This is a genomic window from Nesterenkonia salmonea (genome assembly GCF_005771525.1).
Taxonomy (GTDB): domain Bacteria; phylum Actinomycetota; class Actinomycetes; order Actinomycetales; family Micrococcaceae; genus Nesterenkonia; species Nesterenkonia salmonea.
Map to the genome: position 1 here is coordinate 118,754 of NZ_VAVZ01000001.1, position 19,371 is coordinate 138,124.

The 19,371-nt window shown below is 62.5% G+C and carries 20 protein-coding genes; 2 read left to right on the top strand and 18 right to left on the bottom strand.

The genetic code is table 11. The features are described from left to right. Genes FEF26_RS00520 through FEF26_RS00530 form a run of 3 tightly spaced genes read right to left on the bottom strand, consistent with a single transcriptional unit; the run spans position 1 to position 4,750 of the window. Positions 1-504, bottom strand: coding sequence for a hypothetical protein (locus FEF26_RS00520; RefSeq protein WP_138251572.1), 504 nt, complete (start codon positions 502-504; stop codon positions 1-3). Next, a complete protein-coding gene (locus FEF26_RS00525) occupies positions 504-3,530 on the bottom strand; it encodes an AAA family ATPase (protein WP_138251573.1) in 3,027 nt (1,008 codons plus the stop codon). The genes FEF26_RS00520 and FEF26_RS00525 overlap by 1 nt, the downstream gene beginning before the upstream one ends. After that, a complete protein-coding gene (locus FEF26_RS00530; RefSeq protein ID WP_138251574.1) occupies positions 3,527-4,750 on the bottom strand; it encodes an exonuclease SbcCD subunit D in 1,224 nt (407 codons plus the stop codon). Before FEF26_RS00530 ends, FEF26_RS00525 begins: the two co-directional genes overlap by 4 nt. Positions 4,751-4,844: 94 nt before the next feature. Between FEF26_RS00530 and FEF26_RS00535 the strand changes: the two genes are divergently transcribed. Further along, positions 4,845-5,498 carry a hypothetical protein gene (locus FEF26_RS00535; protein ID WP_138251575.1) on the top strand — a complete coding sequence of 218 codons (654 nt, stop codon included), beginning with the start codon at positions 4,845-4,847 and terminating at the stop codon, positions 5,496-5,498. On the opposite strand, the gene FEF26_RS00540 is transcribed toward FEF26_RS00535, so the two are convergent. The 7 genes from FEF26_RS00540 to FEF26_RS00570 are packed head-to-tail and all read right to left on the bottom strand — an operon-like array spanning position 5,479 to position 11,039. Then, positions 5,479-6,597 (bottom strand): exonuclease domain-containing protein, encoded by a 1,119-nt coding sequence (locus FEF26_RS00540; protein ID WP_243730322.1) that lies wholly within the window; start codon positions 6,595-6,597, stop codon positions 5,479-5,481. The genes FEF26_RS00535 and FEF26_RS00540 overlap by 20 nt on opposite strands. Next, the gene (rdgB, locus tag FEF26_RS00545) at positions 6,598-7,233 is read right to left on the bottom strand and encodes an RdgB/HAM1 family non-canonical purine NTP pyrophosphatase (protein WP_138251576.1); all 636 of its coding nucleotides are present in this window, start codon (positions 7,231-7,233) and stop codon (positions 6,598-6,600) included. After that, positions 7,230-7,970, bottom strand: a complete 741-nt coding sequence (gene rph, locus FEF26_RS00550; RefSeq protein WP_138251577.1) for a ribonuclease PH — start codon at positions 7,968-7,970, stop codon at positions 7,230-7,232. Before rph ends, rdgB begins: the two co-directional genes overlap by 4 nt. Before the next feature lie 20 nt (positions 7,971-7,990). Beyond that, positions 7,991-8,776 (bottom strand): MBL fold metallo-hydrolase, encoded by a 786-nt coding sequence (locus FEF26_RS00555; protein WP_138251578.1) that lies wholly within the window; start codon positions 8,774-8,776, stop codon positions 7,991-7,993. Positions 8,777-8,794: 18 nt separating this feature from the next. Further along, positions 8,795-9,418, bottom strand: coding sequence for a DUF2017 domain-containing protein (locus FEF26_RS00560; RefSeq protein ID WP_138251579.1), 624 nt, complete (start codon positions 9,416-9,418; stop codon positions 8,795-8,797). Positions 9,419-9,424: 6 nt separating this feature from the next. Then, on the bottom strand, positions 9,425-9,730 hold the full coding sequence (gene clpS, locus FEF26_RS00565; protein ID WP_138251580.1) for an ATP-dependent Clp protease adapter ClpS: 306 nt from the start codon (positions 9,728-9,730) through the stop codon (positions 9,425-9,427). Between the two features lie 31 nt (positions 9,731-9,761). Further along, positions 9,762-11,039, bottom strand: a complete 1,278-nt coding sequence (locus FEF26_RS00570; RefSeq protein WP_138251611.1) for a nicotinate phosphoribosyltransferase — start codon at positions 11,037-11,039, stop codon at positions 9,762-9,764. A 140-nt stretch (positions 11,040-11,179) separates the two neighbouring features. Here FEF26_RS00570 and FEF26_RS00575 point away from each other — a divergent pair, with 140 nt between their 5' ends. Further along, positions 11,180-11,824: an isochorismatase family protein gene (locus tag FEF26_RS00575; protein WP_138251581.1), complete on the top strand. Its 645-nt coding sequence runs from the start codon at positions 11,180-11,182 to the stop codon at positions 11,822-11,824. A 218-nt stretch (positions 11,825-12,042) separates the two neighbouring features. On the opposite strand, the gene FEF26_RS00580 is transcribed toward FEF26_RS00575, so the two are convergent. From FEF26_RS00580 to murA, 8 genes are all read right to left on the bottom strand, one after another. Next, complete coding sequence (locus FEF26_RS00580) at positions 12,043-12,354, bottom strand: hypothetical protein (protein WP_138251582.1); 312 nt, start codon at positions 12,352-12,354, stop codon at positions 12,043-12,045. Positions 12,355-12,402: 48 nt separating this feature from the next. Further along, a complete protein-coding gene (locus FEF26_RS15625; protein WP_166432852.1) occupies positions 12,403-12,546 on the bottom strand; it encodes a hypothetical protein in 144 nt (47 codons plus the stop codon). Between the two features lie 319 nt (positions 12,547-12,865). Next, positions 12,866-14,647 (bottom strand): DEAD/DEAH box helicase, encoded by a 1,782-nt coding sequence (locus tag FEF26_RS00585; protein ID WP_243730323.1) that lies wholly within the window; start codon positions 14,645-14,647, stop codon positions 12,866-12,868. Between the two features lie 3 nt (positions 14,648-14,650). Beyond that, a complete protein-coding gene (locus tag FEF26_RS00590; protein ID WP_208012810.1) occupies positions 14,651-14,992 on the bottom strand; it encodes a DUF3039 domain-containing protein in 342 nt (113 codons plus the stop codon). Positions 14,993-15,001: 9 nt separating this feature from the next. After that, entirely contained in the window at positions 15,002-16,138 is a 1,137-nt protein-coding gene (locus FEF26_RS00595) for a D-alanine--D-alanine ligase family protein (protein WP_138251583.1), read from the bottom strand. After that, complete coding sequence (locus FEF26_RS00600) at positions 16,125-17,189, bottom strand: NAD(P)H-dependent glycerol-3-phosphate dehydrogenase (protein ID WP_138251584.1); 1,065 nt, start codon at positions 17,187-17,189, stop codon at positions 16,125-16,127. The genes FEF26_RS00595 and FEF26_RS00600 overlap by 14 nt, the downstream gene beginning before the upstream one ends. Next, positions 17,186-17,947, bottom strand: coding sequence for a lysophospholipid acyltransferase family protein (locus FEF26_RS00605; RefSeq protein WP_138251585.1), 762 nt, complete (start codon positions 17,945-17,947; stop codon positions 17,186-17,188). The genes FEF26_RS00600 and FEF26_RS00605 overlap by 4 nt, the downstream gene beginning before the upstream one ends. A 28-nt stretch (positions 17,948-17,975) precedes the next feature. Then, a complete protein-coding gene (murA, locus tag FEF26_RS00610; protein ID WP_138251586.1) occupies positions 17,976-19,298 on the bottom strand; it encodes a UDP-N-acetylglucosamine 1-carboxyvinyltransferase in 1,323 nt (440 codons plus the stop codon). Between the last annotated feature and the right edge of the window lie 73 nt (positions 19,299-19,371).

Consider the following 19,371-nt stretch of genomic DNA (forward strand, 5'->3'; position numbering starts at 1 on the left):
CTACTGGGGTTCCTCAGAGTCCACCCGGTACCGTCGCATCACCAGCACCGGCACTGCAGCGGCAGCAGTGACCCCGCACACCGCCAGTGGAACCGACCAAGCTCCAGCGAAACCACACGCCAGCGTCAGGAGCACACTCAGGCCCAGCGCGGAGCGGTCAAGCCGGATGTTTGGCACGCACACTCGCTCCGCTGGGGCTGCTGTGCCGGCGAGCAGGCTCAGTAACAGCACAAGCCAAAGTCGCTGCTGGTCGCTTGCCGCAATCAGCAGCACCACCAGCACTACGTAGGCGACCGTCTGCCCGAGAAGCAGGTTCCTCCAGCTGCCCCACCGCCGCACCAACACTTGCGCGATGACGGCTGAGAGGACGTATCCGACCACGGCGGCAACTCCCCCGGCAAGAGCCGTCCACCACCCCACTCCGGCCAGGCTGACAAGGCTCAACCCGACCGCGAAGGGCAGCAAGGTCCCTGGTAGGCGCGCAATCAGCTCGAGGACACGCATCAGGACACGCCGATCAGCTCGAGGGCGGAACCAGTATTGGTCTTGGTGACCTTCAACTGGATAGGTATCTGTTGATGCATCTCCGTGACGTGACTGACCACGCCAATTCTGCGCCCTTCACCTTGTAATGTGTGCAGCGCGGACATCACCGACTCCAGCGTATGGTCATCCAATGACCCGAAGCCTTCGTCGATGAACAGACTGTCCAGCCCGACCCCACCGGCCTCGGACTGCACAACCTCGGCCAACCCCAACGCCAAGGACAGTGACGCCATAAAGGTCTCGCCACCCGAGAGGGACTCAGCTGGCCGTTCTTGCTCGGCATACTCGTCATAGACCTTCAGATCGAGGCCACGCAATCGTTGTCTGGTTCCCGTGCGCTCAGGGTCTAACAACAGCTGGTACCGCCCGTCGGTCATGACGTTTAAGTGTCTAGTCGCAGCTTCTGTGACGCGCTCTAACCGTGCGGCCAGCACATAGGTGGTCAGGCGCATTCCCTTGTCATTGTCTCCCCCTTGGGCCCGGACAGCGTCAGCGAGTTCAGCACGCAGATGTGATTCAGCGGCCTGGTCCCGACGCTGGGTGAGTACGTGGTGCAGGTCCCCGGAGACACGCTCGACGGCCTTGGCTTCCGCCCTGTACTCCGCAAATCTGCGTTGGGTGCTGATTGCGGTCTCTCGGGCCTGTTGCGCTTTGGCCTGGGCGTCGTTGACGTCTTCCTGCGAGGGAAGTGTCTCTCCCCTCTCTGCGCGCTGCATTCCGGCCGTGACATCTTCAAGCTCAGCTTCGAAATGAAGCCTTTTGTCAGTGTCGGCGAAAGCCGTCACCTGCTGGCTGAGATCATTGAGGGTCTCTTGGGGCAGACGCGCACTATTGACCGCATCGACGTCTGCAAAGGGGGAGGCGGTGACGTGGTCGTCAGCTTCTTTGGCGCTGCGCTGCGCCGCAGCAGCGGCGTTTTCTGCCTCCTGCCGCGCTGTCTGCGCCGACTTGAACACCAGCTGCCACTGCTCCAATACTTCTACCCGTGCAGCGATACTGGGGTGGGGCCCTCGCAGTTCCGTGAGGCGCGCCCACACAGTCTTCGCCTCTTCGCTGAGTCGCTGGGCCTCTGCAGCCTGTTGCCCTGCTGTGTGCTCAGCGGCCGTCTGGTCTTCGCGCAGAGCCACTATCTGCTCCCGCATCTCCTGCACCTGTTCCACCAGTAGACGCTGGTCTCGGCGGCGTTGCACTGCCATCCGGGCCTTCTCTTCGGCCGCGGAATGAATGGCTTTCGCCTCCTCTTCCGAGAGGTGAGCATCAGCAGAGAGCTCTCCGTGGATTTCTTGAAGCTGGCTGTGGGCACGCTGCTGTTGTTCGGCGAGGCTCCCGCTGTGCAGACGCGCTTGCTGGAGAATTTCGGTCGCTGCGTTGAGTTCCTCCTTGGTCACCGTCTCCTGGTCACGTTTCAGAGGATCGGGGTGTTCGGTGGACCCACAGACCAGGCAGGGCTCACCGTCTGAGAGGTTTTCGGCAAGCTCCTGCGCCAGGGACTGGAGGTATCCCTGAGAGACCTTTCGAAGGTCGCTTTCCGCCTGATTCTGCTGATCTTTCGCCTGTTCGACCTGCTGGCGAAGGTTCTTCACCTCGGAAGCGGCGGTGTCCCTCTGCGCTACTCGGTCCATACGTGTCCGGGCTGCTCTGACCGCCGCCTGCGCAGCCTCAACCTCTTGGTCGAGCTGCTCTGAGGGCACGATCTTGTCTTGCTGTGTCTCAAGCTTCTCCTGGGCAGCAGCCGCTTGAGATCTCAGGGTGTGGGCGTGCAGCTGCGCGTCCGTGGCGGCCTGTTCCGCAGTCTGCGCCGCGGAGCTGAGCTTGGTGTAGCGCTCCTCGAGTCCGAGCGCTTCGGGGTCAGTGAGTCGCGCACGCAGCTGCAGCACTTCTTCAGCTGCCGCGTCGAGCGTCTCAGCGTTCACGTCAGACTGGTCGCGTAGCAGCGACCGCGCCTCGTGTTCAGTGGATACTGCGCTCTTCTCTTTCTGCTGTGCCGTCTCAGCGTCACGGTCGGCGCGAACAACCCATTGGTGGACGGTCTCCGCCGCGCGATGCTCCGCTATGCGGTGCTCGGCTCGGACGGCCTCCGCGCGGAACTCCTCGTGCACTCGGCGCAGTTCGGCGTGCTCTGTCCAGCGTGTGAGTTGGCGGTGCCGCGTGGTGAGCTTTTCGAGCTCTTCGGCTGCCCCTTCTGCTGCAGCCTGCGCCTTTTCTTCTGCGCAGCGCAATCGTTCGTGGCCCTTCTCCACCTCGGTCAGCAGTGGTTCGCTCAGCTCCCCAGGCCGCAGCTCTTCAGTGGAGGGCATGTCCTCACCGAGCAGGGCAGCTGCGGAGCTTGTGAGCTGGTTGATGTGCAGTGTGATCCGGGAGTCGAGCTCTTTGAGCTGCCCCTCGGATTCGCGCTTGTGCTCCCATAGGTAGCTTTCCAGCCGGTCATAGGTGCCGATGTCGAACAGCTGCTCAAGTATCTTGCGCCGTTCTTCATTGGTGGCGTGCAGCAACTGAGCGAAGGAACCTTGCGGAAGCATGATCACTTTGGTGAACTCGCTCATCGAGAAACCGAGGATGCTCGCCAACTCGGCTCCGCCTTCATCGATCTTGTGCACCGGTAGGGGCTTCCACTCTCCGTTGCGGAGACGTTTGATGTAGAGCGCTTGACTTTCCTTCTGCGGAGCCGCCCCCCGGCGTTTGGCGGGCCGGTAGTAGCTAGCCTCACGGCGGACCCATAGGCGGTCCTCACCAGTGGAGAACTCCAGCTCCACGTAGGGTTTCCGATCCATCGGAGCGTGCTGGGATTTCAGGCCTTCGGGACGCCGCTCCCCCGGGACATTTCCGTAGAGCGCGAAAGTGATGGCATCAAGGACAGAGGTCTTTCCTGATCCGGTGTGGCCACGCAGGAGAAACAGCCCGTCGGAGCTGAGCGCGTCGAAGTCCACCGTTTGCGTTCCCGCAAATGGTCCGAACGCGCAGATCGTCAACGAGTGGAACTTCATGCCCGTTCCCCCGCGTCTTCGGTGCGCACCGCATCCAGGGCGGCTGCCACCGCGCCGAGTTCCTCTTCAGTCACCGAGCGTTCTCGGACATGTTCGAGGAAGCCGGCCACCACTTCGAGTTCGCTCTCCGCTCTGTGGAGTCGCTGGGCGAAGCTGTGCTCGGAACGGCGGAGTCCTGCTCCTGCATACCGGTAGTGCATAAGATACGGAAAGGCTTCCCGAAGGCGACTGTAGGCCCGTTCGGGCCGTTCCTCATCGATGAGCGTGATCTGTACGAAGGCCTCTTGTAGTCTCTGCACCTGCTCTGGGAACAGCATCTCTTCGATGGTGCCTTCGAGACGGACAACGTCCCGGCCCAGGTTCCAGTCCAGACCAGTCACGGCTGCCGCGGCGTCGTCGAGCTCTGTGGTGTCAATGACCCAGGCGCCTTTGTCCTGCTTGTCCTCAGAGAAGGAGTACCGCAGGGGCGCTCCCGAGTATCGAACCCGGTCGGAGAGCTTCTGCCGCCCGTGAAGATGGCCCAGAGCCACGTAGTCGAATCCGTCAAACACTTCCAGGGGCACCACTGCTAAGCCACCGGCACTGTCCTCGTGATGCTCCAGGATGGCCTCCGGTTCGGCAGGAGCTCCGATATTGCGTTCAGATTCGCTGGCCTGGCCCCGGTCGGCAAACACATGAGCCATCATGATCACCCGCACCGCGTCGTCGCCGGTATGGTCTCTGCGGGTCGCCACGTCGGCGTGAATCCTGCTGACCACCTCGGCCATCACCGCACAATGATGAGCCCGGTCCAGGCCCAGCTGTTCAGCGTATATCTGGGGCTCCAAATAGGGCACCCCGTAGATCAGCAGCCGCTCCCCGTGAGCGGTCAGCTCCACCGGCGTCCAGGCATCTTCAAGTCCGGACCGGATATGCACCCCGGAATGCGCTACGAGCTCACGGTTGAAGCCCAACCGCACAGCAGAGTCGTGGTTGCCGCTGGTCACCACCACCTGCGCACCTGCCTCACGCATAGCACGCAGGCACTGCCCCAGCTCCCGCACCGCCCACTCAGGCGGTAGCGCACGGTCAAAGACATCTCCCGAGACCAGCACCAGGTCTATCTGGTGCTCTGTCACAGCAGAGCATATGGTCCTCATCATCTCCAGCTGGGTTTCGCGGAGGTCGGCCCCGTGGAACCCACGGCCCAGGTGCCAGTCCGAGGTGTGCAGCAGCTTCATAGTTCACTCGCTTCGGTCGTCACTACCATCACCCTACGGTGGGGCACGTACATCAACTCCGCCGAACGCGCGAATGTCGGTATTCTTGCCATTCGTGACATCCTCACTCGATCCAGAAGACCTGCGCCTCATCGATGCCTTCGAGCCGGCCATGCGCAGCCTCCTCCCCGCTCAGGATGAACCTGTCCATGCAGAGGTCCTGCTTGCTCTCTGTCTGGGAGACGGCCTGTTGGAAGTTCTCGAATGGTCCCGGGAGGGTACCGGCGCTGACCCGGCAGCAAGCATGTGGTTGGCTGCCCTGCGCTGGCACAAGGTGGTTACCGGAGGATTTCCCGTGGGGGCGCCACAGCCGAGGCCGCGGCCCACTGACCATGCCCTGAGGCTGATTGTTGAATCCGCAGGACTCGAGCTCATCCCCGGCAGCGCGGACACCTCGCTTGCCAGCCTGGCCACTGCTGAGATGGGCACCCGTGGTGCACCGCCTCAACCAGAAGTAGATGACGACGCCGCCCTGCTGCGCATTCTGCCCATTAGTCTCGTTCCGTACGTGGAGGACTCGATGAAACAGAGCTGGGCCGAGCAGGCCATCTGCCTCACCCACGGGAACCGACGGCTGCTGCGCGAGTCCCGCCGCCGAGCTGTGGAGGTCCCAGACCCGGCCCAGCACGGCGCGTCCCACGAGCTGTTGAACGTGGTCGTTGAGGACCTCAGCAAGCGCTGGCGGAAGACTACTCTGCCGGGGTCGTGAGCGCTGAAGGCTGAGGCAGCGGCCAGGCACTGCCCAGCATCTGACGGTAGCCGTCCTCGGTGAGGATGTTGATCGTTTGGCCCTGAGCTCGGCGACTGAGGGCGTCCCTGACTTTGCGCGCCTGCAGCGGAGGCACCAGGTCTTCAGCCTTCAGGTCAGCCCGGCAGACTCCGTCACCAATGACCAACATGGTGGTGGCATTGGTGACTTTCGACGCAGTGACCGCACCGTGCTCGGCGGCGAGCGCTTTGACGTCCGCCCGCGGGATCGCGAGGTTGCCGCTGAAGACAATGTGTTCACCGAACAGGGGGTGATTCGGATCGGCGTGCTCGTTCGGAGGGAGGTTCCGGCCTTCGTCCTGCCAACGCATCAGATCAGGGAGCATCTCGTCGGTGACGTCGTGGTTTCGCGCGTCGAGCAGGTAGGCGCAGCTGCGTACTTGACGTGTGGCACGGGACTCGTAGGCTCGGGCTCCGGTCCACTGCTCTAGGTCTTCAGGCTCAATCTGATGGGCGGCGAAGAGCTCATTGAGGTTGCCGCGTTTCTCCCTCTCCGCGATATCGACCACAATGGCGGCGGCAGCCCGGGCGTCCCACAGAGCGTGGTGATGGTGTTTCAGGTGGAAGCCAGCTTCTGCTGCGGACCGGGGTAGCGCATGGGAGTCTAGGCGGTAGACAGTGCGGGCCAGCCGGAGCGAACACAGAGCGCGCAGCCCTGGGGAGTCCATACCCGAGACTTCCAAGGCGGACTCAAAGACCTCAATATCGAAACCGGCGTTATGGGCAATGAGCGTATCGGAGCCGATGAACTGGACGATCTCCTCGAAGAGCTCGCCGAAGCGTGGCTGATCGGCCACACGGTCCGCGGTGATGCCATGGATGGCCACGTTCCGAGGGTCGAACCGGTCGAAACCCTCAGGGGGACGCATCCGTTTGAAGAAGAGCTCATCCACGTTGCCGTCTCTGATGCGCACCATGCCGATCGCACAGGGCGAACCGCGGAAACCATTAGCTGTTTCAAAATCGACAGCGGTGAAGTTCAGACCCTTGACCCGAGGCGGCCGCAGGTCAGATATGGAGCCGAGTGCTGAGAGCGACATTTAGGCCAGTACCTCCACAATGCGGTGGGCGAGCGCGGCGAAGGCTTTGCCTCGGTGGGAGATGGCGTTCTTCTCAGCCATCGACAGCTCTGCACATGAGCGGGTCTCCCCCACGGGCTGCAGGATCGGGTCGTAGCCGAAGCCCTGTTCTCCGCGTTCTTGGGTCAGGAGCGTTCCCTCAAGCCGTCCCTCAGCAGTGAACTCGGCGGCAGGTACGCCGTCAGCACCTGGTATGACGAGGCTGGCGACGCAGACGAAGGCCGCAGCGCGATGCTCCACGGCAATATCTGAAAGCTGTTCCAGGAGCAGCCTGCGGTTGTTCTCATCGCCGGCATGAGCCCCGGCCCACCGGGCGGAGAGTATACCGGGGGCTCCGCCGAGAAGCTCGACGGCGAGACCAGAGTCATCGGCCACTGCGGGAAGGCCAGTCTGCTCCGCGACGGTTCGGGCTTTGAGCAGGGAGTTCTGGGTGAAGGTCACTCCCGTCTCAGGGATCGGGCCCACACCAGCGGTGGCGGCGTCGACGACAGCGCTGTCGAGGTCCAAGCCGCGCAGTAGTTCCTCCCCTGCCAGAAGGGCCCGGAATTCGCGGAGCTTGCCTTGATTTGCGGTGGCGAGAACGATCCGAGCGCTCACTGTGCCAGTGCCATCCTCTGGAGTTCGGCCAGGCGTCCACAGCCGATCAGCGACAGGTCCAGCAGCTCATTGAGCTGATTACGGTTGAATGGTGCGCCTTCAGCGGTGCCCTGGACCTCGACGAAGTCTCCGCTTCCGGTGGCGACCACGTTCATATCGGTTCCAGCTGTGGAGTCTTCCCCGTAGGGCAGATCCAGGACCGCTGTGCCGTTGGGCAGCACACCGACCGAAATGGCCGCTACCGAATCTCGGAGGACTTCTGCACGTTTGCGAATCCGGCCTTCGCCACGAGCCCACTCGATCGCGTCGGCGAGGGCAACGAATGCACCAGTCACTGCCGCTGTGCGGGTTCCACCGTCAGCCTGGAGCACGTCACAGTCCAAGGTGATCATGTTCTCTCCCAGAGATTCGAGGTCCACCACGGCGCGCAGCGAGCGCCCGATCAGACGCGAGATTTCGTGGGTCCGTCCCCCCACTTTCCCCTTGATCGATTCGCGTGCGTTACGGGTATTGGTGGCTCGCGGCAGCATGGCGTACTCGGCGGTGACCCATCCCCGACCCTGGCCCCTGAGCCAGCGGGGCACATCGGATTCGACGCTGGCGGTGCACAGCACTTTCGTCGCCCCGAATTCGATGAGTGCGCTGCCCTCAGCGTGCGCAGACCATTCCCGAGTGATGGTGACTTCGCGAAGCTGATCGATGTCTCGACCATCAGCACGGACGAACTTACCCGTCATATACCCTCCTGTGGCGTGTCTCAGATGTGGTAGGTGACCCCGTCGGCGGCCACTGCAATATTTCCGTCGTAGCGCAGGGCCGCGTGCTCGCGCACTATGTTGGGGTCCGTCCACGCCGGCAGATGGGTCAGCAGCAGCCGCCCCACGCCCGCTTCGGCGGCCGCTGCGCCTGCCCTGTCTCCGTTGAGGTGAATCCCCTCAATGTCATCGTCGCGACCGTCCTGGTAGGCGGCTTCGCAGAGGAACACATCTGCTCCCCGAGCGGCCTCTACAAGTCCCTGGCAGCTGTCGGTATCACCGGAGTACGTCAGCACACGCGTGGTGCCGTCCTCCCCTGCCGCCTCGATGCGCAAGGCATAGGGCTCCTCAATCGGGTGTCGAACGGTGAGGGGAGTGATGGTGAAGGGACCGATGGTAGTCGGCTGAGCTGGTGTCCAATGATGGAAGTCGAACTCTTCATGCATCCCCGGACTGGGCTCGATGCCGTGGGCCGCTGCGATCCGAGAATCCGTCCCGACTGGTCCGTGGACCGGAATACGTTCCGCCGGCCAGCCCCCCGGCCGCCATTTGACTGCAATATGCAGCCCTGTGAGGTCCATGTAGTGATCGGGGTGGAGATGGCTGAGACACACGGCATCCAGGTCTTCGAGGGCGATATGCCTCTGCAACGGCCCCAATGCTCCGCTGCCCAGATCCAGAGCGATCCGCCAGATGCGCCCCTCATCCTCCTGGGTGACCAGATAACAGCTGGCAGAGGAATGCGGCCCCGGGAAGGAGCCGCTGCACCCAATGATCGTCAATTTCATATGTCGCTTAGCATATCGTCACTCATCTTCAGGCATGACATCGAGCATTGCGGAGAACAGCGTCTCCTGCAGCCATGTGGTAAACGCGTAGAGCTCAGCCATGAACTCATCGGTGGTGGCGGCCTTGCCCCTGCCCGCCATGTTGTGGACCCTTTCCGCGTCAGTCTCATCGTCAATACTCAGCCGCGCCGCCAGAGTCAGCCGGACATCGTTGAGCGCTCGGCCGAACACCGGCGCCTGTTCCTCCGTGAGAGTGACCGGCTCCGATTCCAGGGCCATTCGGGCTGCCCGCAGATCCGCGATTTTGGACTCACGCAGAGACGCCTCTGAGAGCCGCCTGAACTGGGCTGCTTCCTCCGGGTCCTTCGAAGCATCCGGAAGCAAACGTGCCAGAGCCGCATCCTCCGGTGGCTCCACACCTGGCACCTCGTCACTGGTGTCCAGGTCAGCTCCGAGGCCAGCCAACTCGCGTCGGAAGTGAGCAAAGCTGTCCTCTGGGGAGGCGGCGTCGTCGTTGAGAGCCTCTCCCCTGGCTTCAAGCATGGTGATGACGTCCGCACACAGATGAGAGAGCAGACGCCGCTCATGAGATTCCATGTCAGCTCGGTAGCCGCGCGTGGTCGCGCGGAAGGCACGGGCCATCCGGGTCTACTCCGATTCCTCGAGGGTGGCCTGCAGTCCATAGCCGTGGAGGGCCGTTACATCACGTTCCGCCTTCTCCCTCGGCCCGGAGGCGACCACTGACCGGCCCTCATGGTGCACCTGGAGCATCAGCTGGTGCGCCTTCTCCCGCGAGTGGCCGAAATAGCTGCGAAAGACCCAGGCCACGTAGGACATCAGATTCACCGGATCGTTCCAGACCACGACCTTATAGGGCCTGCTGTTGAGCACGCGGCCCTGAAGGTCCAGATCAGTGCCCTCCTCAGTCAGTGTCGATCCTGCAGCAGAACTCATAGGCCTATTCTACGAACCAGAACTGGATACGTCAGACGAAGACCGTCGGAATGACTGGTTCACCTTCGGAGAGGCGTTGAGCTGCGGCCGGTAATTCCTCCAGTGAGGCCCGATGCTGTTGTGCGGCACGCAGAACACCCTCCTGTCCGGTATGACCGGGTTGCACGATTCCGCGAATGACCAGTGGGGTCTGCAGCTCACGTCCCGAATAACCAGTTTCCGCCACTGTCCTGTCGGCAGCGATGAGCTCAACTTCAGCGCACCCGTCATCATCGAGGCCCCGTACGGCCTGCTTCCTGCCGCCTGCACTGGCCTTATTGGGAGAGGACTTCTCCACTGGCGCTTCGGCACCCGCAGAGTTCTGCCGCTGGACGAGCTTGTAAACCATAGAGGCTGTCGGTGCACCCGATCCTGTGACCAGGCGAGTGCCCACCCCGTAGGCATCCACCGGGGCCGCAGCGAGACCAGCGATGGCGAACTCGTCCAGGTCGGAGGACACGATGATGCGAGTCTCGGTGTTGCCCAGTGAGTCCAAGAGTTTCCGGACCTCATGTGCCTGAGCCACCAGATCTCCGGAGTCCAGCCGGACGGCCCCGAGTTCCGGGCCGGCAATCTCAGCAGCTTTGCGGACCGCCGACTCCACATCGTAGGTATCCACCAGCAAAGTTGTTCCGGGGCCGAAGGTTTCGACCTGAGCGGTGAACGCCTCTTCCTCGGTGTCGTGCAACAGGGTGAATGCGTGGGCGGCAGTGCCCAGTGTCGGAACACCCCAGCTTCTGCCGGCCTCCAGGTTCGACGTGGCAGAAAAGCCCACCACTGCAGCAGCACGTGCAGCTGCTGTGGCCGAGAATTCGTGGGTCCTGCGCGAACCCATCTCCACGCAGGGTCGGCCCCCAGCATCGGGGGCTCCACCGGCTGCCATCACCATCCGGGCCCCAGCTGAGGCGATCGCAGAATCGTGATTGAGCACTGAGAGCACAAAGGTCTCCAGCAGACACGCTTCAGCGAACGTTGCGGTGACCTGGAGAACAGGTGAGTTCGGCACATAGATCTCACCCTCCGCATACCCAGTGATGTCACCGCCAAAGCGGTAGTGGGCGAGAAAGTCGAGGGTGGCGTCGTCGACGATTCCGCGCTCCGCAAGGAAGTCCAGCTCATCCCGCCCAAAGCGAAAGGATTCCAAGCCTTCCAGGACCCGGCCAGTGCCAGCCACCACCCCGAAGCGACGTCCCTGAGGCAGCCTGCGTGCGAACACCTCGAAGGTGCACTGGCGGTCAGCGGCGCCGGAGCGCAGTGCCGCCTGGAGCATGGTCAGCTCGTACTGGTCCGTCAGAAGCGCGGTAGAGAACGTCACGCCCCAATCCTATGCCCGCAGCTGTACCACTGGGGCTTGCCGAGTAGTAACGTTGAGACACGCACAATGCCGGCACGGTTGGGGAGGAGAGGATCATGGCTGAAGCACTGATCATCGTGGACGTTCAGCAGGATTTCTGTGAAGGCGGGGCGCTCGCTGTGGAGGGCGGTGCCCGTCTGGCCGCGGAGCTCAGCGAATTCCTTGAGGACCACCATGCCGAGTACGACGCCGTGGTCACCACTCAGGACTGGCATATCGACCCAGGCGGTCACTTCTCCGCCGCTCCGGACTTTGACCACACCTGGCCGGTTCACTGCGTGGCAGGGACCCCGGGGGCGGAACTCCACGAGGACCTGGACACTGACTATGTGGAGGCCCGATTCCTGAAGGGTCTCTACGATGACGGCTACTCCGGGTTCGAGGGTCGACTGGGGGATCCGGAGCGCGTTGGCATTCTTGAAGGCGAAAAGGGCATCAAGGTCGAGCCCGAGGATGTGGTCGCCCCCGATGCCCCGGACTTGGATTCGTGGCTGCAGGAGCGCAACATCGACTCGGTGGTGATCGTGGGCATCGCCACAGACCACTGTGTCCGGGCCACGGCTTTGGACGCTGCGGAGAATGATTACGCGGTGCGGGTTGTCACTGACCTCACCGTGGGCGTCAGCCCGGAGAAGATCGCCGAGACGTACCAGGAGTTCCGCGACGCCGACATCCAGACTGTCTCGCTCGACGAGCTCTGACCATCCGGGCTCCTCGCGGTTGGGGCCCGGCGCAACACATGATGGGACACCGTCGCATCTGCGGCCGCTGTCCCATCGCGTGTGCCAGATTCGCTCTGAACCGTGCCATAGGCGGGAGTCTCAGTGGGAATTCTGCGGCCGTGGAGCACACATCCCCCCATGTCCCGCAACTCGTCTAATTCGGTGCGCCTGAGACTCAGTGCGCCGACGCCAACGCCTCAGCTGTAGCGACGGCCTGGGACTCCAGCGAGCCGGAGCTTTCGCTTCAACTCATCGGGGCGGTCCAGATCGGCCCAGGTAATCCGCGCAACGCAGTAGCTGTGCAGGCGGAAAGCATCCTCACTGAGCTTCTCCCTCTGGAGAACCTCCTGAGCATCAACTCCGCTCAGCCCACGGGCGTACTTGATCATGCCGTCGAATTCACAGACGATGGCCTCCCACATGAAGTCCACGCGAACGCGCCCGACCCCAGTCAGGCGGAGTTCCATTTGAAGCTGCCGTGCGGCAAAACTCAGCTCGTCGAAGAGCACCCGACTGCGCGACTCGCCGGGACTCTCCGACCGCGCATCGGCGAACTCTCAGAGCTTTTTCCTCAGATCCGTTTGCCTTTGGTTGAGCACTGATTGAGCTTCATGCAGGTCACTTTCACCGACACGCAGGCCGTACCCGTAGTTCCCCGCCAGCGCCGCATCAAGGATCACCATGGCCTGTTGCCTGGGCATGGTGTGCAGAGTATCGACCAGGACGTACGGGAGGGGTTCCACCTTCCCATGTGCATGATGCCCGAGGCCGCTGATCCTTCCAAGTACATACCAACGATCCTGGCAGAGCATTCGGGACCGCGCAGACCCGCAAGTGGAACCTGTGGATAACCCAGCTCAATGCAACTCTCGATGGGACGCTCACGACCGTGAATCTAAAAGTCCCACTGAACTTGCCAACATTGTGCCGCAGAAGCCCGCCGCGGCACAAAGGATGGGACTCCTGATGACTATTCATGAGTTGTCCCATCGAGCGTCCCAGGCGGGCGTGCCGAGGGTACTATTTGCTGACGAACCAGAGTTGGAGTTGCTTCAGCCGCGCTTCCAACTGAGTCTGCGTAGCCTGTCCCACTGGGGGGCCGCCGCATTTGTCGCGGAGCTTAGTGTGGATGCTCCCCTGATGCATACCAGTCTTAGATGCGTAGGCGGAGACGGACTTGTTGAGCTTACTGCGCAAGGACTTCAGCTGCCGGTGATCGACGACGTCGCTTGCTTCCGGGGCGCTCTTCGGCCGTCGTTTGAGCTGCTCGGCCTGCTGCCGGCGCAGCAGTTGGGAGACCTGTTCCGGTTCGAGGAGCCCCGGTATTCCCAGGAAGTCCATCTCATCTTCTGAACCGATCGCTCCGCCGAGACCGAATTCTTCACCGTCGAACATCACCCGGTCGAAGGCAGCGCTGGAGCCGAGAGCGGCGAATTCTCCCTTAGCGAGTTCGTCGCTGGCTTTCTCCTCCCTATTGGCTTCATCCAGAAGGTCGTCCTCTGGAATCTCACCGTCCTCGGGATACTCTGACTCCGGTGCCGCCAGGGCATGGTCACGTTCTGCTTCCATGGCGTTGGCCAGGTCAGTCAGGACTGGAACTGAAGGCAGGAAGACGCTGGCGACCTCTGCCTTCTTGCGCAGCCGAACAAAGCGACCGACCGCCTGGGCGAAGAACAGAGGAGTCGAGGTGGAGGTGGCGTACACCCCTACACATAGCCGGGGCACGTCGACTCCTTCAGAGACCATTCGCACCGCAACCATCCAGTACTTGGAACCGTCCTCGCTGAACCTCTCAATCTTGCGGGAGGCATCCCTGTCATCGGAAAGCACCACGGTGGTCGACTGGCCAGTGAGCCTGTCCAATTGTGCTGCGTAGGCCCGCGCCGCCTCGTGATCGGTGGCTATCACCAGTCCCCCGGCGTCGTGAATCCTGTCCCTGACGTTCATCAGTCTTTGATGGGCGGCGCTCAGCACTGCGGGGATCCACTCTCCGTCTGGGTTCAACGCGGTGCGCCAGGCGTGCTGGGTGATGTCCTTGGTCGCGGCTCCACCGAGCTGGGCTTCCATCTCTTCTCCGGAGGAAGTGCGCCAGCGCATGTTCCCTGAGTAGGCCATGAAAACCACCGGCCGGACCACCAGGTCCTTCAGGGCGGGCCCGTATCCGTAGGAGTAGTCGGCTTTCGACCGAGGTACCCCATCGGGGCCTTCGGCGTAGGTGACGAAGGGAATCGGCGAGGTGTCCGATCGGAAAGGTGTTCCGGTCAGTGCGAGGCGGCGAACCGCCGGCTCGAAGGCCTCGCGAACACCGTCGCCCCAGCTCAGGGAGTCACCAGCATGGTGTATCTCGTCGAAGATGACCAGGGTGCGACCTGCTTCAGTTTTGTTCCGGTGCAGGGCTGGCTTATTCGCCACCTGCGCGTAGGTGACGGCGACTCCCACGTATTGGGATCCATGCCGTCCGTCACTGTTCTTGAAGTTCGGGTCGATGGAAAGACCCACTCGGGCGGCGGCGTCGGCCCACTGGCGTTTGAGGTGTTCGGTGGGCACCACGAGGTAGATCCGGGTCACTTCGCCTGATTCGACGAGCAGTTTGGCTACTCGCAGGGCGAAAGTTGTCTTCCCCGCCCCAGGGGTCGCCACGGCCATGAAGTCTTTGGGCCGCCGCTGGATGTAGAGGTCGAGGGCTTCTTGCTGCCACTGCCGCAGAGTTCCGGCAGTGCCGTGCGCAGCCCGGTGAGGGTAGGCAGGCGGAAGCTGTGATCCGACGTCGGTGCCGACGTCGAACAGAGTAGGTTCAGTCACGCCTCAGTTCTTACCAAAACCGAAGAATCCCCGGCCCTTGCCGGAACCCTCATTATCTCCACCGCCGGTGATTCCTTCGTAGATCTCTTTGCACTCCGGGCATACCGGGAATTTCTTGGGGTCTCGTGAGGGGATCCAGACCTTGCCGCACAAGGCAACTACGGCGCCGCCCTCGAGGGCGGACTCCATGATCTTGTCTTTCTTAACGTAGTGCGAAAAGCGCTCGTGATCACCGGGTTCTGCGGGCTGTTCAACGCGTTCACGCTCGATGGTGGCAGCCCCGCCCGGCATAGTGGCGGGATCGGCGGTGTGCATCCGGAGCAGTTGGTCGGTGAAGGACATCATGGATCTATTTTAGCGGAGGCCAACAGGCCGCTCCAGGGCCAACTCGATCAGTTCAGTGATGAGCTCTGAGTAGTCCACGCCAGTGGCTTTCCACATCTGCGGGTACATGCTGATGGGGGTGAAGCCGGGCATCGTGTTGACCTCATTGATCACGATGCCCCCATCTGTGGTGTAGAAGAAGTCCACCCGTGAGATGCCTTCGCCGTCAATGGCGTCGAAGGCGATCGCCGCCTGACGACGGACCTCGTCACTGACGTCTTGGGGTAGCTCGGCCGGGCAGGAAAGGTCGGCTGCGGCGTCGTCGGTGTACTTAGCGTTGAAATCGTAGAACTGGTGCGCCTGGGCGCCGTCACCAACCACGATCTCCCCCAGGAGAGAGGTGCGGACTTCTCCGCCGATCCGGCTTCCGAGGACCCCGCATTCGATCTCGCGGCCGTCGATACCCTGCTCAACAATCACCTTGGGGTCGAACTTTCTGGCGGTTTCCAGTGCTTGATCCAGCGCATCAAAGTCATCCACCCGGGTAATGCCGGTGGAGGAGCCTGCACGGGCGGGCTTGACGAATACTGGAAGCTGCAGCCGCCGCACCCGGTCTACGGCGGCTTGGGGGTCAAGGGACCACTGCCGCGCGGTGATGGTTTCCCAGGGCCCGACCGTAAGACCGGCAGCTTCAAATGCGAGCTTCATAAAGTGTTTGTCCATACCGACGGCGCTTGCGAGCACTCCGGCACCCACATAGGGCACTCCGGCCATTTCCAGCATGCCCTGCAGCGTTCCGTCTTCACCGAACGGCCCGTGCAGCAGCGGCAGGACCACATCTACCCAGCCCAGTGACGAGGCCTGCAAGTCTGCGCCGACCTCCACCAGTTCAGCACCTCGATCTGCTGAGCTGGACGTCCCCGGGATGAGCTGCACGGAGGAATCAGTCGGTAGGACCCGGGGAAGCTCTTTCAGACCGAATGCATGAGTTCTTGGGTCCACCACGGGTTTCGTCCACTGGCCGTCGGCAGTGATGCCCACCTCAATGACCTCGAACCCTGCGGTATCAATGGCGTTCAGCACACCGGCTGCGGTGACGCAGGAGACCGCGTGCTCTGAGGACTGTCCTCCGTAGAGGACCAGGACGCGTGGCCTATTCGTGCTCATCTGGGAGTCCTTCCTGTTCTGCCTTAAGTTCCCTGGCAAGAAGCAGGGAGGCGATGTTCTCTACGGCAAGCTTCCCGGAGAGGACCGCCACCACAGCTTCTGCGATGGGCATGTCCACCTGGTGCTTGTGGGCAAGTTCCAGAACGGCCGCGGCGGACTTCATCCCTTCAGCGGTCTGCGTCAGCTGCTGTGTGGTCTCTTCAGGGCTGTACCCCTGGCCTAGGAGACGCCCGGCGCTGCGGTTCCTGGACAAGGGTGAGGCGCAGGTGGCGACGACATCGCCGAGCCCAGCCAGTCCGGAGAATGTCTCCAACCGTCCGCCGAGTGCGGCGGCGAGCCGCGTGGTCTCCGCGAGTCCACGGGTGATGACCGAGGCTTTGGAATTGTCCCCCAGCTGCTGGCCGTCGCAGATGCCCACAGCCAGGGCAATGACGTTCTTGACGATCCCGGCAATCTCCACCCCGGTGACATCAGTGTTGGTGTAGGGCCGGAAGTAGCGGGCGCTGCACAGTGCGGCAATCCACTCAGCCACGGTCTCGTCGCGGCACGCCACTACGGAGGCGGTCGGTTCTTCGCGGGCGATCTCCATGGCGAGGTTTGGTCCGGACACCACTGCAACGTGATCATCGGCTATACCCAGTTCAGTGGCGATCACCTCAGACATGCGCAGGTGAGTACCGCGCTCCAGACCTTTGATGAGCGAGACCACCACTGCACCAGGGGCGAGCGCCTGCCGGACCTCAGCAAGGTGGCTGCGCAAGTTCTGTGCCGGAAGCGCCAGCACGACGACGCCTGCCCCCGTCACTGCGGTGGTGAGCTGGTCAGTGGCGCTGACTCGCCCCGGAAGGGCGATGTCACCTAGGTATGTGGTGTTGGTGTGGTGCTGGGTGATCTCTTCGGCGATCTCTGTCCGGCGAGCCCAGAGCATAATCCGTTCGGGAGCACCTTCGGGTTCTCCGGAGGCGGCATCGGCGAGCACTTTGGCGAAGGTGGTGCCCCAGGATCCAGCCCCGAGCACAGCGATTTTTGACAGGTGAGGCATTGGTGTCATGGCGTGGCCTCCTCTCCTCCGCGAGCCCTGAGCTGATTGCGTGGCACCCGTTGGTTCAGGGCGCGGTCCCATATGTGCTCTGGTGGCTGTTCACCACGTAGTTGTGCCACGCCTTCGGTCAGTGCCGCTTCGATCCGCTGGGTGGCTTCGGCGAGCACCGTTTTGGTCAGGGGCTTGTTGCGCAGGTCAGAGATGTCGATGGGGTCCCCCACTTGAAGGACGTATTTTTTTCGCGGAAACAGATTGGGGAACTTGGCGTAGGGCGCCAGCACGTCTTGGACCCCCCAGTGTGTGAAGGGGATCAGCGGCACGCCGGTGTTCAGCGCGAGGCGGGCAGCACCGGTTTTGGCGCGCATTGGCCACAGGTCCGGGTCTCGGGTGAGGGTGCCTTCGGGGTAGATCAGGATCGCCCCGCCACGGTCCAGCGCACTTTGCGCCACTTGGAGCGATTGTTTGGCCGCCGTTCGATCAGACCTGGCTACTGGCACCTGTTGGAGCCTACTCAGGGCGGAGCCGACCACCGGAATGCGGAATAGAGAGTCCTTCGCCAAAAAGTGCGGGGTGGTGCCTGATTTGACCACGGCAAGTCCGACGGCGAACGGATCGAGTTCACTGACGTGGTTGGAGACCACAATGAACCCGTGTTCGGGCAGGGTGTCGAGACCCCGCCACTCTTTTCTGATGGCCAGCTTCATGAACGGCCGGAAAAGGTTAGCTGTGGCGCGGATCCCGAGCGGGATGCGGCGTCGTCGTGTCATGTCTCTAGACCCTACCGGGGAGGAGGGGTCAGCGTTCGGAGATCGAGATGTCGGCGCCCAGTCCGGCGATTTTGTCGATGAAGTACTCGTATCCACGGGAGATGATCTCAATACCCGTCACATTGGATGTGCCGCTGGCGGCCAGGGCCGCGATCAGGTGCGAGAAGCCGCCGCGCAGGTCGGGGACATCGACGTCGGTCCCGGTGAGTTTTGACGGTCCGGAAATCACGGCAGAGTGCAGGAAGTTCCGTTGACCGAACCGGCAGGGGTTGGACCCCAGGCACTCTCTGTGGAGTTGGATGGAGGCTCCCATGCGGGTCAGCGCCTGGGTGAATCCAAAGCGGTTCTCGTAGACGGTCTCGTGGACGATCGACACGCCGTGGGCCTGGGTGAGCGCAACAACCATAGGCTGTTGCCAGTCGGTCATGAAGCCGGGGTGGACGTCAGTTTCCAGAACCAGTGGTTTCAGCGGCTCGCCAGCGTGCCAGAAGCGCATGCCCTCATCGTCAACCTCAAATTCTCCACCAATCTTGCGGTAGATGTTGAGGAATGCGGTGAGATCGCGTTGCGCGGCCCCGCGGACATAGATGTCGCCCTCGGTCACCAGTGCGGCCGAGGCCCACGAGGCTGTCTCATTGCGGTCGGGGATGGCACGGTGCCTGAAGCCGGAGAGCCGGGAGACGCCTTCAATGCGGATCGTCCGGTCGGTGTAGACGGTGATGATCGCGCCCATCTGCTGGAGGATGGCGATCAGGTCGTGGATTTCCGGCTCCACCGCGGAGTTCTTCAGCTCCGTGATGCCCTCGGCGAGGACTGCAGTCAGCAGCACCTGCTCGGTGGCGCCCACTGAGGGGAAGGGAAGCTCCAGTTTGGCTCCACGGAGCCCCCTGGGGGCTGAGATGTGAATGCCGGTAGCCCGCTTGTCCACGACCGCCCCGAAGTTCCGCAGCACTTCCAGGTGATAGTTGATGGGGCGGTCACCGATGCGGCAGCCGCCGAGATCGGGGATGAACGCTTCACCGTTTTTGTGCATAAGCGGCCCGCAGAACAGGATGGGGATCCTGGAGTCGCCGGCGTAGGCGTCGATTTCCGAGTGCTCCGCCGAATAGGTCTCACGTGGGTCTAGGGTCATGACCCCGGAGGTGGCGTCCCGGTCCACTTTCACACCGTGGATCGTGAGCAGATTTGTGACAATCTCCACGTCTTTGATCTCTGGGACGTTGCGCAGTTCGGAGGGTTCGCTGCCCAGCAGGGAAGCAACCATCGATTTAGGGACCAGGTTTTTGGCGCCCCGGACGTGTACTTCGCCCTGCAGGGGCTTACCACCTTGGATGGTGAGCAGCTTTGCCATGGAGTCGAGAGGTCCCTTCAGATCAGGTCAGCGGATTCTCAGCCATGCCACTGTACCCGATCAACATGCGCAT

Coding starts and splice junctions, on each gene's coding strand:
- FEF26_RS00520 (WP_138251572.1), bottom strand. CDS start 504: ATGCGTGTCCTCGAGCTGATTGCGCGCCTACCAGGGACCTTGCTGCCC.
- FEF26_RS00525 (WP_138251573.1), bottom strand. CDS start 3,530: ATGAAGTTCCACTCGTTGACGATCTGCGCGTTCGGACCATTTGCGGGA.
- FEF26_RS00530 (WP_138251574.1), bottom strand. CDS start 4,750: ATGAAGCTGCTGCACACCTCGGACTGGCACCTGGGCCGTGGGTTCCAC.
- FEF26_RS00540 (WP_243730322.1), bottom strand. CDS start 6,597: ATGTCGCTCTCAGCACTCGGCTCCATATCTGACCTGCGGCCGCCTCGG.
- rph (WP_138251577.1), bottom strand. CDS start 7,970: ATGACGGGTAAGTTCGTCCGTGCTGATGGTCGAGACATCGATCAGCTT.
- FEF26_RS00555 (WP_138251578.1), bottom strand. CDS start 8,776: ATGAAATTGACGATCATTGGGTGCAGCGGCTCCTTCCCGGGGCCGCAT.
- FEF26_RS00560 (WP_138251579.1), bottom strand. CDS start 9,418: ATGGCCCGTGCCTTCCGCGCGACCACGCGCGGCTACCGAGCTGACATG.
- clpS (WP_138251580.1), bottom strand. CDS start 9,730: ATGAGTTCTGCTGCAGGATCGACACTGACTGAGGAGGGCACTGATCTG.
- FEF26_RS00570 (WP_138251611.1), bottom strand. CDS start 11,039: ATGCTCCAGGCGGCACTGCGCTCCGGCGCCGCTGACCGCCAGTGCACC.
- FEF26_RS00575 (WP_138251581.1), top strand. CDS start 11,180: ATGGCTGAAGCACTGATCATCGTGGACGTTCAGCAGGATTTCTGTGAA.
- FEF26_RS15625 (WP_166432852.1), bottom strand. CDS start 12,546: ATGCCCAGGCAACAGGCCATGGTGATCCTTGATGCGGCGCTGGCGGGG.
- FEF26_RS00590 (WP_208012810.1), bottom strand. CDS start 14,992: ATGATGTCCTTCACCGACCAACTGCTCCGGATGCACACCGCCGATCCC.
- FEF26_RS00595 (WP_138251583.1), bottom strand. CDS start 16,138: ATGAGCACGAATAGGCCACGCGTCCTGGTCCTCTACGGAGGACAGTCC.
- FEF26_RS00600 (WP_138251584.1), bottom strand. CDS start 17,189: ATGACACCAATGCCTCACCTGTCAAAAATCGCTGTGCTCGGGGCTGGA.
- FEF26_RS00605 (WP_138251585.1), bottom strand. CDS start 17,947: ATGACACGACGACGCCGCATCCCGCTCGGGATCCGCGCCACAGCTAAC.
- murA (WP_138251586.1), bottom strand. CDS start 19,298: ATGGCAAAGCTGCTCACCATCCAAGGTGGTAAGCCCCTGCAGGGCGAA.